This window comes from Photobacterium indicum (assembly GCF_003026215.1).
Taxonomy (GTDB): domain Bacteria; phylum Pseudomonadota; class Gammaproteobacteria; order Enterobacterales; family Vibrionaceae; genus Photobacterium; species Photobacterium indicum.
Genome location: NZ_PYOC01000018.1, coordinates 42694 through 57695 on the forward strand (window position 1 = coordinate 42694; position 15002 = coordinate 57695).

Genomic DNA, 15002 nt, shown 5'->3' on the forward strand with positions numbered 1-15002 from the left:
CACCACATTCTGGATCGACTATCAGGACGTTATGATAGGTTCTTGCTACAGTTATTTTATTGCTCGTAAAATATAAAGACATTAAGCAGAGGCCCTTATGTATCCACACCTCACCAGTATTGGTATTGAACAACCAGAAGCAATTGAACGTTACAGCCTGCGTCAAGAAGCCGCCAATGACATTCTGAAAGTCTATTTTGCAAAAAATAAAGGTGAGCTGTTTGCAAAGAGTGTGAAATTTAAATTTCCTCGTCAGCGAAAATCCGTCTTAGTGAATAGCGGTAGCCGTGAATACAAAGAAATTACTGAAATAAATCGAACACTGACACATATTATTGATGAGCTCGATATCATCACTAAAAGAAAGCATACAGAAGTGGATATTAAGAAGAAAATTTTAGGTGACTTACGTCATTTAGAGCGCGTTGTAAGCCACAAAATATCAGAAATTGAAGCAGATTTAGAAAAATTAAAATAAACATCATTGATTTCTGCTCTCTTCTTGAAGAGCAGAAATCATCATCTAAGCGATTTGCTTCAAAAAACGGCTTAACCAAGGAAGCGTCGCTTCTAATGCATCAAAGCTAACGCAGGCATCAATATCTAATCGCTCTGCAACAGGTTTAGCCTGCAGTTGTTGCAGCATCTCATCGAACTGTCGCCCGGCACCACAATAACGATCTTCGCCATAACTTGAATCCCCCATTGAAATCACGCCATAACTTAACTTAGGCACCAATGGAAATTGATCATTTAGCGCAACATATAGTGGTAAAAGGTTATCAGGCACTTCACCCTGCCCCGTTGTCGAGGTAATAACGACAATTGTGTCATTTTGATATGCTAAAAAATCATCAAGCTGAGGATCTAAATACAGCTGAGCCGTATGTCCATTACAGCTTAACTGGGTAATTACATCTTGGGCAACATCTTCAGCGCCGCCAAATACAGAACCAACAAATACACCAACTTTAGCCATAACGTCCTAGCCTTTATTTTCAGAGAATCCAAAAATAAATTTGGCTTTTTATATTCGAAGATGCAAATAAGATAACCCGACAACGAGAGCTACCTCATTAAAAAAGTGGCGTGATGATAATTTATCACTATTTTGAATTTAATAGCTCAGTAGACCAATTAAACTCTGACATCACCCGTAGCCATGTTTCATCAGTTGATGCTCGAATATCTAGCGTTTGCTTTGTTACTGGATGAACAAACTGCAAACGGGAGGCATGCAGCATCAAACGATGGCAGTCATAGTTTTCACGGAACATACGGTTGTGGCGACCATCACCATGGTTTACATCACCAATAATGTGATGATTTAAATGGTGCATATGGCGACGCAGCTGGTGTTTACGGCCCGTTTCTGGTTTCATTTCAACTAAGCAATAACGGCTGGTCGCATAACGACCTACTGGAATGTTGGTTTCAACGGTGGCAAGTGGACTATAGGCTGTTACTGCTTCCTGAGCTTCCTGTTCTTCTGCTGCGTTTTTATCCGCAATTTTATCAAGCTCTTTTTTCAACGGATAATCAAGTACTGCAGCGTCTTTGATCCAACCACGAACAACTGCATGATATGTTTTATGTATCTCTCGCCCTGAAAATACCGGCATCATTTGCGACGCAATTTCACTCGATAAGCCAAATAATAACACCCCAGATGTAGGACGATCTAAACGATGAAGCGGAAATACATGCTGACCAATTTGGTCGCGTAATGTTTGCATTACAAATACCGTTTCATGGCGATCAAGCCAAGAGCGGTGAACCAACATGCCAGAGGGCTTATTAACCGCAACTAAGTATTCATCTTGAAAAAGAATGTCTAATTCCACAATTATTGAGCCTTAAATAAGTTATCTAACTCACGTGTTACGCCAAGAATAATATTTATCCCACTATCGTGCTTCATTGCTTCTTCAACATAAGGGGAAAGTTCAAAATGTTGAGGTAACGGTTGTTTCAGCGCGATAAGCTGGGTCATTCTCGGAATAAAAACCCACTGCAACCATTGACTACAAGAGAGCGAATCCACAGCAAAAGGTTCCGTACTCGCAAGTGCCACATCACTTGGTGGTACATTTTCCCACAAGTCGGCATTGCGTAAGGCAGCCTCAAGCTTTTCTAGTAACAACATGCTATGACGATATTTATCCATGCAACAAATCCTCATGAAATTGGCGCGCTAGAATACCATTTCATCCCCCGCCACCCAACAACGGATACACAGACAATCAAGGTTCAGGTACTTAATGACATGATTTACGCAATTGAATAGTCAGTTAATTACTGTCTTTGATATACTCACGAATCAGATTTAGGAGCAATAACTATGTCCATGGATAAATTTCATACCCTTACCCAATTACTTGATAATGCTGGTTGTCAGTACAAGATTTTCGACCTTGGTCGCCGTGTTTGCGAAATTGATATCGAGCAATTCAAAGCTGTAGAAGAAAATCGTCAGCCTTATCCATGGCCATTGCAGCAGCATGCGCACCTTTCTATCTCTTTTTGGCAGAACAATAATGCACCTTGGGTTTGGTTCTTACGTTTACCATTAGACGAGCGTGGGCTATTAAAGCAAGCCGCTGTGGGTGATTTTATCAAGTATGTTATCGAAGCCATGGGCGCAACGCTCAATGCTGAGCCGACAGAAGAAGAACAAGAGAAATTAGCCGCGAACCCATACACATTTAAGCCGAATGACGACAAAATGGCGATTTTTCATGCCCAATTACGTCACGTTCTCTCATTATCGACCAGCCAGTATTATGAGCATGCTCAGCTATTTCTAAGTGGTGATCTCGGCTGGGAACAGTGGCAAGGTGTCGGTCTGCAAGGTTTGGCTGATATCTGTGCAAGAATAAAGCAAGAAAATAACAGCACGTTACTAAGAAAAGCAGTGAACAATCTGCCAATGACCCCTCTTTATGCATTACTGGGTTGTTTAGAGCATTGTGATATTCCAGAAACACTGAGCAAGCGTTTAGAAGAAAGATTACACACAGAAATGGCATCTTCAGAGCCAGATCTCTTCTTACTCGCCGCTATTATTCGTTCGCTTGCAGGTAGCAACGCTGTCACGCTTACAGAGCAGCTTAATGTCTTGCTACAACATACCGAACTTTGTCACCCTGAAGTCTTAGTCGCAATTGCAGGACGCTGTTGGTATGGTTTAGCAAACACAGACACCGCAAGCCTATTCTTATTACGCCTTGCTGAAACAAAAGATCAAACGCTATTTAATCAGCTGTTTACTGATCTTGTCATGTTGCCTTTACTTCGCGGAATTATGCTTCAAGTTCTTCACAGCCAAGCAAACCCTGCATTAGTTGAAGCGATAACTCAGCTTCAACAACATGCTCATAATAAATAGTCTGTGCTATTTTAAGGATATTAAGATCTGTTGATTTTTATTAAGGATAGTCTTATTCGTTATGGATAACTTAATCGCAATCTTGCTGGTCGCATTCGGCGCATATTTATTTTGGCAGCAACGACGCCAAACTGAATTCGCCGAAAAGTTCATTAAACAACGCTGTAAAAACCTTGGCTTGCAATTACTCAGCACAGCAAGAGGTTCCCATAAGCTAAAAGATAATAAAGGTAATTGGGGATGGCGAACGGTGTACTTGTTTGAATTCTCTGCCAATGGACATGACTATTATGAAGGGATTGTCGAAATGAAAGGGTTTAGACCCATGACGTTCTATGTGCCAGCTCATCATATTCCAGACGTTGAAATTGATTAATGATAATGAAGGTAGATGCTCGTTAACGATAGGCTAAAGCCTAATAGCAAAACACTGAATGTTAGATAGCAGACATAAAAGAGCGGGCGCGACTTGCGTCGCGCCCTTAGGTCTTACTTGCAGCAATCCGGCTACTATGGTGCTCCCTGCATCATTCCATTGACTGCTGTAATCCGTCAGCATTGTCCTTTTATCTTCGTCCTGAAGAGATCCTTTGGCTTTCCTTAACCCGTCGATACATCCTATATCAACTCTCATCTCCTTCCTGGAGGTGTCCTTTACTTCAACCCTGAAGTGTTCCTTTATGCCTCTATCCTAGAGGTGTCCCTAACTTCGTCCTGAAGTGGTCCTTTTGTCATCCTGACCAGTAAACATCCTGCTTACTGTTACCGAATCCTTCGGTGGTCCTTTTACTATCCATGTTCGATATATCATCCTGATACACCGGTCTCATCCTGAGACTACCAAATCCTTGGCTTTTTCCTGTTCCGTTCCGTCAGTTCCTTCCGACACCAATAAGATTACGCCGAATCCTTAAAAAAAGAACCACCTAGCAAAAAATACTGTATGACGAAATAAACACCTCGAACCAAAAAACATAAAACCCCAATACAAACAGCATCTTAACCAATATCATGTGATTTTAGCTTACCTAAAATCACATGATTTCCCACAGCTTTGTAAGAGATCTCGCACAAGGCAGGTAGATATAAGAGATTAACCATCAACAACACAAACAATTCGGAAATTGCAGAAACGAGAAAAGGCGTGACTTTCGTCACGCCTTTAGATCTCACTTGCAGCAATCCTGCTACTACTATACTCCCTGCATCATTCCATGATGTGCTTCTTCCTAAAGCATAATTCCCCACTCTATCCTAGAGTGTCCTACGGTATTCCCTGACCCGTTGAATAATCCAGCTTCAACTCTCTCTTCAACCCTGAAGGTGTCCCTGACTTCATCCTGAAGCAAATCCCTTAAACCTCTGTCCTAGAGGTGTCCCTGACTTCATCCTGAAGCAAATCCTTTAAACCTCTGTCCTAGAGGTGTCCCTGACTTCATCCTGAAGCAAACCCCTTAAACCTCTGTCCTAGAGGTGTCCCTGACTTCGTCCTGAAGTGGTCCTTTGTCATCCTAACCAGCAAACGTCCCGCTTACTGTTCCTAAATCCTTTGATTGTCCTTTCACTATCCATGTTCGATATATCATCCTGATACACCGTTCTCTTCCTGAGACAACCAAATCCTTGGCTTTTTCCTGTTCCGTTCCGTCAGTTCCTTCCGACAAGAGAGATACTACTCTATATGCATACTTTAGACATGACCAAGAAAAAATATAATAGGAACAAAAAATATAACAACCTCATCACAACCAGTTAAGGCATTGAATTTAAACAACTTAACATTAAGGGTTACGTAATAGCCGTAAGTTGAAATATAGTTTTCCCACGAGTTTGTAAGAGATCTCTCACACCTGAAATAAACAATATCCGGTAATCGATTTCATTTGAGGTAAATGGGTGGAAATAATAACAATAATTCAACATATCACTCAAAAATACACAGCGAATACATTGAGTTGTAGATACAAAGGAGAGGAAATAAATAAGATTTAGAAAAGAATAATTTTATAGCAGACATAAAAGAGCGGGCGCGACTTGCGTCGCGCCCTTAGGTCTTACTTGCAGCAATCCGGCTACTATGGTGCTCCCTGCATCATTCCATTGACTGCTGTAATCCGTCAGCATTGTCCTTTTATCTTCGTCCTGAAGAGATCCTTTGGCTTTCCTTAACCCGTCGATACATCCTATATCAACTCTCATCTCCTTCCTGGAGGTGTCCTTTACTTCAACCCTGAAGTGTTCCTTTATGCCTCTATCCTAGAGGTGTCCCTAACTTCGTCCTGAAGTGGTCCTTTTGTCATCCTGACCAGTAAACATCCTGCTTACTGTTACCGAATCCTTCGGTGGTCCTTTTACTATCCATGTTCGATATATCATCCTGATACACCGGTCTCATCCTGAGACTACCAAATCCTTGGCTTTTTCCTGTTCCGTTCCGTCAGTTCCTTCCGACACCAATAAGATTACGCTTTTAGAAGTTTTGAACAAGGGAGGCAAAGCGGACTTCAATCACAGTTTTCATAATAACATTCACGATAAAAACGCAACCTCAATAAAAACAACAGGTTAATACGAGCCCCAACATTAACGCTGACAACATTAACTTAAAAGGCGCACGTGCTTGTAAGAGATCTCTTACAAGCCAAGTAGAGATATCTCGCCAGACTCCCACTACACTTTATCTCGTTAACGCAAATAACCATCAAAAATTGGTATTAATAGCCAAACTTATCCTACATTCATAACAGATGCGCGAGTTTCATATTCAATAAGAATCGACTTAAAAGGGATATAGGCATGGAAACATTCAACCATAATTTATCAAATCTTTTCAGCCAGTTAGGGCTAAACAATTCTCAATCATTCATTGAGTCATTCCTTTGTGAACATCACCTTGAACAAAATGAGACGTTAACCGAAGCCAGTTTTTGGCAGCCCGCTCAGAAACGATTTTTAAAAGAATCCCAAGAACAGGATGCTGACTGGAGTGAAGTTATTGATCAATTAGATACTTTGCTACGAAAATAGCGTGTATCTTCATATCAAACACGATTTCAGGAAGTACTATGTCGACGATTACCCTCGCGCTAGAACAGGCGATTACCTCTCTTATTGCTGAAGGTAAAGAACCTTCCGTTGCATTAATTAAAGCACGATTAACTGAACCGCTGCCAATGCCCCTTATTATAAAGGCACTACAGGCATGGAAGAAAAATGCAAAAGTACCAAAAATTGAGAGAACAGAACCCAGCCTCTCCAATGAAGAACGTATCAAACAACTTGAACAACAAGTTGCGGATCTAACGGCGCGCCTTTCCCAATTAGAAAATGCAAATCATTAGCGCGAGATGATGCCGATATTATCTTGCTCGATACGATGGCAGCTGATAGTTCAAAGGCACCATGCGGTGCCCTTTCTCATTGAGGATCATGCAATAAGCAGATTACTGAAAGTCGTAAGATAAGTTCGAAACGATCCGACATTTATCGCACTTGTAGTGAAACAAGTTATGCAGTGGTTCATCCAGACGCCAATCACCATTACATTTAGGGCACTTACGCTCAAGTTCTGCCGCTAAGCTGTCACCACCAACACGATATTGATAATAGTACGTAGGTATCTTCGTTAAAAATTCAATACGTCCACGCAGATCCCATCCACGACGAAATAGATCACTATCAACATCACGAATTTCATGCAGGGCTGCATGTTCAGCTTTGCACCCACCAGCCATTTGAATTTCATCGCAAGCTTGCCACTCTGTTTGCCACTTCAAGATAGCTTTATGATCGCCATTAGATGTAGGGCCAATACGGTAAAGTGGAATAGGCATTAACGTTTCGCCACAACGTAATGGCGAACAAGTATGAACAAAGGTGGTATAAATAACCTGCCAAGATGGTGTTAAATTTTCAGCAGCGGCTTCTGAATTAATATCACGTCCAAGCAATTTAATCTTAGGCGCTAATAAGCAAGCATTGTTCAAGCGCTTGATATGCGCATTGACATTTTCACTGTTAAACTGCGAGTGCAAACCATCTTGCTCAGGGCATACCGCTCTAACACGGAAAATACCGTCGTCCATTACGATAGGAAACTCTCGACCAAGTACCTGACCGTTATAACGTAATGCATCCATCAAGCCGTTGATTGCAGCATCAACAGCGGATATTGTGGTGTTATCAAAACACTCAAATTGCAGCTCTACAACGTACATCTTTAAGCCTCTCGTACTACGGGCACTAACTGCTGTAAAAAGCTAGTCACATCTTTTGCTAACACATCGCGTTCATTTTTACCCAAGGTTTCAAGTATGACCTCACCTGTTAGATTACAAATGGCGATCACTTTATCGGCACTATCAATAACGCCAATGAAAACTGTTGGCTTTAATTTTAGACGACGTTGCGTCACAAGGTGCCCTAGAATATTTTCTTGTAAACGTACACCATCTTGCTCACTGAACACTTGCAATAAGTCTAATTCAATCTCACCAAATTTTGCCGCCATATCACCACTAAACTGGGTGCTATAAAAAACAACAATATCTTTATGTAGCTCAATCTCAATACCCTTCTCAACCCCAGCTAAATCTCCCTGAGGTTGACGAGTAATGGGTTTCCATGTCACTTCATCACCTGAATCATGTTCAACACACGGTGACTCAAGCCCAACTAAATCTTCGCTACGTGGAAAACCGTGACCTGCATCACGCCAAGCTTGTAAAAAAAGAGAAGAAAAGTCAGATAAAGCGACAGCAACAGGATGATTCATTCGCAACCTCATTAAAGATTAAGTAAACTTTGCACTATAGTATTTTTAATATAAATCAGTGACGCTTCAGCTTAGCCCCTACTAACGTTAATACAGCGTTATGAGGCTATAAGCAGAATCGCACACATATTCTAATCCAAGAGTGTCAAATACAGTATGAGCAAATATAAAGATGCTAAAGAATTAGCGGGTTTAACACTGGGGCAAAAAACCGATTATATCGATCAGTACGATGCCTCTTTACTGCAACCAGTACCTCGAAGTCTAAACCGCAGTGACTTAAACCTTGGCGAAAGCTTACCATTTACTGGCTATGATATCTGGACACTCTATGAGCTATCATGGCTAAACAGCAAAGGGTTACCTCAAGTTGCAATTGGTGAAGTGCGTTTACCCGCTTCTAGCCCTAATCTAATTGAGTCAAAATCGTTTAAGTTGTATATCAACAGCTTTAATCAAACGCGTTTTGATAGCTGGCAGCAAATTGCCGATACATTACAGAAAGATCTGACAGCTTGTGCGGGACAAGAAGTGGATGTCACGATTCAGCCATTAGAAGATTTCACTGACCAAACGGTGATCAACTTTGCTGGCAATTGTATTGATGAACAAGATATTGAAATCAACAGTTACGACTTTGATGCACAATACCTTAAAGATGCTGCAGAAGGTGAGATTGTGACGGAAGATCTTCACAGCCATTTGCTGAAATCTAACTGCTTAATCACCAATCAGCCAGATTGGGGCAGCGTGAAAATTTCTTACAAAGGTAAGCAAATCAACCGCGAGAAATTGCTACGTTACTTAGTGTCTTTCCGTAACCACAATGAGTTCCATGAACAATGCGTAGAACGTATCTTTACTGATATCATGAAGTTCTGCCAACCAGAATTATTAACGGTTTACGCACGCTATACACGTCGTGGCGGGTTAGATATTAACCCATATCGTACAAACCAAGGCAAAACACCGAGTGATAACTTCCGCCTAGCGCGCCAGTAATCTTAATAATTCCAACACATTGAATAATAAGTCCAGTAAAAAGGTTTACTTTGCTGGACTTGATTCACCAAGCCAGTAATATTAGACAACTGTGTTTATTGTGGTTTAAGAGATGATATGAGTTTTCGCCGCGGGTTGATAAGTGTAATAGTGATTCTGATTGCTTCCTTTAGCGCGAGTGCAAAAGTATACACTACCCCTATTTTGGCAGATGCAAACGAGCTATTACAAACTAGCCCAGAAAAATCATTAGAAATCTCCGATCGTTACATTAAACAACGCCGCCTCACAGAAAAGAAGGGCGCCTCTCGTGTTCATGCTAACGATGAAACCGATCACACCGTTCGTACTCCATTAAATACAATTAATGCCCTACAAATTAAAGCACAAGCTTATTCACTATTGAATGACTCTGAACAGGCATTAAACACGATAAAATTAGCGGAAAAGCTGGCCGTTGAAAATGGGCTCACCTATACCATCTTAGAAACGCGTTTATTACATGCTAAATTTTATTGGGAAAACCTCAAAAATAGTGCAACTGCATTAAAAATGTTAGATAACATTGATACCGAAATAGAACAGACACAATCACTCAAGCGCACCAAGCAAGTGACATTTTTACAATATTGGTCATTGATGCAGCGAGCTGTCATTGAGTCAAAATTAAACAATGATAATCAAGCAGAAAAACTGTTTATAAAAGCCAAACAATTGCTCATCAGCATTGATGACTCATCAGAGAAAATCATATATCAACTCACTTTAGGGCGGCATTACCTGCGTCATAGTCATTATGACTTGGCCTTAGATCGTCTTCTAAGTGGTTACTGGTTAGCGGTTGAAAATGAAGACAACGCCCAAATAGCCTCTGCAAATTACATGCTAGCGAATTTATTTGAACAACGAAAAGTGTTTGATAAAGCATTAGAGCATGCCACTCAAGCAGGTGAATTTTACGAACGTTATCAACGTAGCCGACCTTTAGCTAAAACATTGACACTAATAGCTTCTATTTATGAACAGCAAAATCGCTATAACTTGGCATTAGTGCATTATTTTAATGCGCTCGACCAAGAAAGTGAATTAAAGCACGTTGTCCGTTCTGCTCAGTTACGCCTTAATATTGCAAGAGTCTACTTACAACTTTACAACTACCCAAAATCTGAACAGTATTTACAACAAGCACGCCTTCTTGCACAGCAAACAGGTAATGATGTCATTTCGGCTGAAGCACAGATCTTAGAAGGTAAACTTGAACTAGCTGAAGGCCGTATAGATAAATCAATTACGACACTGCAAGCGGGGCTCATCGCTTCAAGTCGTATCGGCAAAATAAACCTGCAATTAATGGGTGAATCGATTCTATCTCAAGCATTTGAAAAGCAGAATGATTACTATAATGCCCTATTAAGTCAGCGCCGCTACGAACAACTCTTTGCTAGCCAACAAGAAAAACAAAGAAAAAGTAACGTTGAGGTATTTAAACAACAGCAACGTATGCTTGAACGATCTCTTCGCCTAGAAGAAATGGAACGCCAACAGTTTGAAAATGAAAAATCGATCTATAAACAGCAAAAAATCAGTCTGTTTCTAATCAGTGTTATCGTTCTTCTCATCACTTTTTTAGTGCGTCGCCATACTGTTGCCAAACAACTGCAGAGCCGTCTTTCTCACTTACGTAGCGAACTCTACACTCACCCACGTAGTGGATTACGTAACTTACGGATGCTTAATGCTCGCCTACCCAACTCTTTACAACAAAGTAGTGCCAACTTCGAGCAATGGCATTTAGGCGAAATCATCAATGAACCATTAAGTGATCGACTACGTTTTGGTTTGTTTGAAGCGACCTTCCTTAAACATATTTATTTGCAGCAAGGTTATCAGCAAGGCTTAGAAATTGAGCGTCAATTCGGTGAATACTTAAAAGAACAAGTCTGTAAACCTGCACGGCTTTATCATTTTTCCGATGCGATGTTTTTATACATTGAGCCTAACTCTCGCCTTAACGGTGAACCTAAGCAACTGGCTGACTCGATTCAACAATTAATGAGTAACTTCTTAAAAGAGCATCAATTAGATGCCGCTGTATGTATTGGCATGGCGGAATACCCTTTTTTACCACGTGCATACACAGCGATTAACGATCAAGAACTGATTGATATTCTGCTGATGGCGACCAATGCTGCTCGCCTAAATAGCAAACAAGAGCCAGGCAGCCAATGGGTACACTTAAGCGCTATTGATGCTGCCCCTGCAGCCAGTTTCGCATGCGATAATATTCGAAAAGCTTGTATACAGGGTATTGATAACGGTTTAGTGAAAGTACAAAGCTCTTCATCAATAGAGTTCAATTGGAATCCTGATCACGATTTTGATAAAAATGTTATTTAATCGATTCCAGTTATCAATTTATGTGCCGATATTCTTAAATGACTAGATTTTTTTTGCTAGTATGGCTGAAATGTGTTTTTAGTAAACCTATGATAAAAAAAGGGTTAATCATATGAGCTTAGGTAAGCAATATACAGCGTGAGTGATATTAGCGCTGTTGTTTCTGAAGTGAGTAAATTGAAACAACGTTTAGATCAAGCTCAACTCTCTTACCGCGATGCTTCACTGAAGTCTCGGCGTGAGATTGTAATATTAAAACGCCTAATTACTCGCCTATCTGTTGCATGCCGAGGGCTAGATGAAGAGCTAGATACTAAGCTTACAGAGTTACGCTGTGAGCTTGAGCAACCCAAAGATATCAGCAAGCTTATTCCCCGCCTTGCAATCATTGAAAGGCTGGTGACTCGACAAGCAGGCATCACCGAAAAAGAAAACCTACGAATAGAAAATCAGATCCATCAAAGCGGCGAAACACTCAAACGTGTTCGCGGTTTACCAGCACAACTTAAACGTGATCTGCGTAATTTACTGAACAACACATCGGCATCACTAACCCACAGCCATCAACGTATTATTGCATTGGTTGAACTCTATGAAAGATCGCTAAAGTTGCTTTCTGTATCCACTGAAAATGTGGAGCTTAAAGATATGTTAGATCATGACATACAGCATCAATTAACCAATGAGCTGCAACATCTTATCTCTGAACTCGACTTTGACGGTGAATCAGGCGATAAGCTTCTGACAATACGTAACCGTCTTTTGATTGGTGTTCCTCCGCAAGCTTTACTGGAGTTGGCACTCGAAGTAATTCGTTTAGTGTTAGATTCTACACATCAGGAGCGTCGATCTTCACAAAAGTTTCTTGATGGGGTCAATGGTGATTTAGCCACACTACAAAAAACGACGAATCAATATGTAGGCCAATCATCGGCACTATATGAACACCGTGGTGGACTAAATAATGAATTATCAACTATCGTTACCACGGTAAAAAAAGGGCTAAGCGAGCACAAAAACCTCGAAACATGGCGCCCACAAATCACCGAGTTAACCAAAGAGCTGCAAGTTCTAGCAGATCGTAATCGCGCACTCGAAAAACGCGAAAAGACCCTTATTGAACAGCTAAGTTACAACGAAAATAAAATCACCACACTCTTTGAACAAACTCAAGACTACCGTCAGCGCTTAAATGATCAAGAACGTAAGATGTTCCTCGATCATTTAACGAAGGTATATAACTGTGCTGCATTGAATGATCGCCTTGAACATGAATATCGTCGCTGGTTGCGTTATCAACACCCACTGTGTGTCGCATTAATTGATATCGATAATTTTAAAGAAATTAATGATAGTTATGGCCATGTCGCGGGTGATAAGGCATTAAAAATCATAGCCAGAACCATTCACCAATGCCTTGAAGAAACCGATTTTATTGCTCGTTATAAAAGTGATGAATTCATGATTATCATGCCTGATATTAATGAAGATAATCGCACTAAAAGTTTAAATAAAATCCGAGAAACCGTCGCGCAATTACCGTTTAGGTTTAAAGAACAAAATGTCAGCATAACGATCTCTATTGGTGCCACATTATTCGAAGGTAACGATACCCCTGCCGATATTACCGAACGCACCAGTAAAGCCCTCGATAATGCCAAGAATAGTGGCCGTAACCGTTTTATCTGGATTTATTAATATTCTCCCCCTTCTATCATTAATATTATCATTACATTATAGCCCCCCCCTCTGCTTCCTTATTCATGTCTGGTCAAACAACGTTTCACTGTGTATGGTGAAATAACAGGCTGATTATAAAGAGTCTGCTACTGTTAAATATACGGATAAATAGTTAATCTAATCAATACGAATTACTCCTCAAGTTTTTCAATTACGGATATGTCCGCCAACGTATTTATGTTTGGATACAATCAATAAATACCACAATGCATGCGAACTATACCGTTTCATCGTAACCAGGGAGGTCACTATGATTACACATATCAGTCCAGTCGGTGCTATGGAGCTACTTTCACAATTGGAAGTTGATCGTCTTAAAGCGACCGCATCAAGCGACTTATACCGTTTATATCGAAACTGTTCTTTAGCGGTTTTAAATTCAGGTAGCCACACTGATAATTCCAAAGAATTATTAGAAAAAAATAAAAGTTTCGATGTGCACGTAATGCGCCGTGAACGAGGCATAAAATTAGAACTGATCAATCCACCAGAACATGCCTTTGTTGATGGGCGTATCATCCGCGGTATTCAAGAACATATGTTTTCAGTACTGCGTGATATTGTGTACGTAAACATGCATGTACAGCAACGTAACGACCTTAACTTAACCAGCGCCACCCATATTACTAACTTTGTTTTTAGTATTCTGCGTAATGCTCAAACCCTCCGCTCAGGTGAAGACCCAAACATCGTTGTATGTTGGGGAGGGCACTCAATTAACCCTATAGAGTATCAATATACGCGCGAAGTAGGCCATGAGCTGGGGTTACGAGAGTTAAATATATGTACAGGGTGCGGCCCGGGGGCCATGGAAGGGCCAATGAAAGGCGCAGCTATCGGTCATGCCAAACAACGTTACAAGCAAAGTCGTTTCCTTGGTCTTACCGAACCATCCATTATTGCTGCTGAGCCACCTAACCCCATTGTGAATGAATTAGTTATTTTCCCTGATATCGAAAAGCGTCTAGAAGGGTTTATTCGCGTGGGTCACGGTATTATCATTTTCCCGGGTGGAGCGGGTACTGCTGAAGAGTTACTGTACATTTTAGGTATTTTGATGCACCCGGATAATGCGGCACAACCTTTACCGTTAGTCTTAACGGGGCCTAAAGAAAGTGAACCGTACTTCCGTACTCTTGATTCCTTTATAAAGGATACCCTTGGCGAACCAGCAACTCAGTACTATCAAATTATCATTGATGACCCCGAAAAAGTTGCCCAAGTAATGAAATCGGCAATGCCTTTAATTAAAGAACACCGGTTAGCGACAGGTGATTCTTATAGCTTCAATTGGTCATTGAAAATCCCACCAGAATTTCAACTACCTTTCGAACCGACACATGAATCAATGACCAGCTTAGATTTACACCTGAATCAACGCCCAGAGAACCTTGCAGCTAACTTGCGTCGAGCATTCTCTGGCATTGTCGCGGGTAACGTAAAAGAAGAAGGTATACAAGAAATAGAACGCAACGGGCGTTTTAAAATAAATGGCGATCTAGTATTGATGAAGCGTATGGATAAACTCCTGAAAAATTTCGTCGAACAACAGCGTATGAAATTGCCAGGCACTCAATATGAGCCCTGCTACGAAATCATGACGGCACAAGAAAGCGTCAAATAATCATAGTAAGGGTGACACTCTCACATAGCTATGCGTACAATAAGGGCTGAACGGCCCTTTTTTCACTCCAATAGAAC

At 40.9% G+C, this 15002-nt stretch carries 14 protein-coding genes; 9 read left to right on the plus strand and 5 right to left on the minus strand.

Going from position 1 to position 15002, the window contains the following annotated elements:
- Window positions 1–97 precede the first annotated feature (97 nt).
- Window positions 98–478, plus strand: a complete 381-nt coding sequence (locus C9J47_RS25490; protein ID WP_011219572.1) for a DUF3461 family protein — start codon at window positions 98–100, stop codon at window positions 476–478.
- A gap of 45 nt (window positions 479–523) precedes the next feature.
- Here C9J47_RS25490 and C9J47_RS25495 read toward each other — a convergent pair whose 3' ends face one another.
- From C9J47_RS25495 to C9J47_RS25505, 3 genes are all read right to left on the minus strand, one after another.
- Window positions 524–979, minus strand: a complete 456-nt coding sequence (locus C9J47_RS25495; protein WP_107256686.1) for a flavodoxin — start codon at window positions 977–979, stop codon at window positions 524–526.
- A gap of 127 nt (window positions 980–1106) precedes the next feature.
- Window positions 1107–1844, minus strand: coding sequence for a tRNA pseudouridine(65) synthase TruC (gene truC, locus C9J47_RS25500; RefSeq protein ID WP_107256688.1), 738 nt, complete (start codon window positions 1842–1844; stop codon window positions 1107–1109).
- 2 nt (window positions 1845–1846) lie between these two features.
- Window positions 1847–2167, minus strand: coding sequence for a YqcC family protein (locus C9J47_RS25505; protein WP_107256690.1), 321 nt, complete (start codon window positions 2165–2167; stop codon window positions 1847–1849).
- 174 nt (window positions 2168–2341) lie between these two features.
- On the opposite strand from C9J47_RS25505, the gene C9J47_RS25510 reads away from it, so the two are divergent.
- The 4 genes from C9J47_RS25510 (at window position 2342) to C9J47_RS25540 (ending at window position 6729) form a co-directional block, all read left to right on the plus strand.
- On the plus strand, window positions 2342–3388 hold the full coding sequence (locus C9J47_RS25510) for a DUF3549 family protein (protein WP_107256692.1): 1047 nt from the start codon (window positions 2342–2344) through the stop codon (window positions 3386–3388).
- A gap of 61 nt (window positions 3389–3449) precedes the next feature.
- Complete coding sequence (locus C9J47_RS25515) at window positions 3450–3764, plus strand: DUF3301 domain-containing protein (protein ID WP_107256694.1); 315 nt, start codon at window positions 3450–3452, stop codon at window positions 3762–3764.
- Window positions 3765–6184: 2420 nt separating this feature from the next.
- Window positions 6185–6415, plus strand: a complete 231-nt coding sequence (locus C9J47_RS25535) for a DUF2789 domain-containing protein (protein WP_011219578.1) — start codon at window positions 6185–6187, stop codon at window positions 6413–6415.
- 38 nt (window positions 6416–6453) lie between these two features.
- Entirely contained in the window at window positions 6454–6729 is a 276-nt protein-coding gene (locus C9J47_RS25540) for a hypothetical protein (protein ID WP_107256700.1), read from the plus strand.
- 102 nt (window positions 6730–6831) lie between these two features.
- Here the strand turns inward: C9J47_RS25540 and C9J47_RS25545 are convergent, their stop codons facing one another.
- Together C9J47_RS25545 and syd are read right to left on the minus strand one after the other, a co-directional pair.
- The gene (locus C9J47_RS25545) at window positions 6832–7605 is read right to left on the minus strand and encodes a Zn-ribbon-containing protein (protein ID WP_107256702.1); all 774 of its coding nucleotides are present in this window, start codon (window positions 7603–7605) and stop codon (window positions 6832–6834) included.
- A 2-nt stretch (window positions 7606–7607) separates the two neighbouring features.
- Window positions 7608–8162, minus strand: coding sequence for a SecY-interacting protein (gene syd / locus C9J47_RS25550; protein WP_107256704.1), 555 nt, complete (start codon window positions 8160–8162; stop codon window positions 7608–7610).
- Between the two features lie 156 nt (window positions 8163–8318).
- On the opposite strand from syd, the gene queF reads away from it, so the two are divergent.
- The 4 genes from queF to ppnN all read left to right on the plus strand — a co-directional run bounded on the left by queF (window position 8319) and on the right by ppnN (window position 14925).
- The gene (gene queF / locus C9J47_RS25555) at window positions 8319–9164 is read left to right on the plus strand and encodes an NADPH-dependent 7-cyano-7-deazaguanine reductase QueF (protein WP_107256706.1); all 846 of its coding nucleotides are present in this window, start codon (window positions 8319–8321) and stop codon (window positions 9162–9164) included.
- A gap of 117 nt (window positions 9165–9281) precedes the next feature.
- On the plus strand, window positions 9282–11561 hold the full coding sequence (locus C9J47_RS25560) for a tetratricopeptide repeat protein (RefSeq protein WP_107256708.1): 2280 nt from the start codon (window positions 9282–9284) through the stop codon (window positions 11559–11561).
- Between the two features lie 138 nt (window positions 11562–11699).
- Window positions 11700–13259: a sensor domain-containing diguanylate cyclase gene (locus C9J47_RS25565; protein ID WP_107256710.1), complete on the plus strand. Its 1560-nt coding sequence runs from the start codon at window positions 11700–11702 to the stop codon at window positions 13257–13259.
- Window positions 13260–13551: 292 nt separating this feature from the next.
- Complete coding sequence (gene ppnN, locus C9J47_RS25570) at window positions 13552–14925, plus strand: nucleotide 5'-monophosphate nucleosidase PpnN (protein WP_107256712.1); 1374 nt, start codon at window positions 13552–13554, stop codon at window positions 14923–14925.
- Window positions 14926–15002 lie beyond the last annotated feature (77 nt).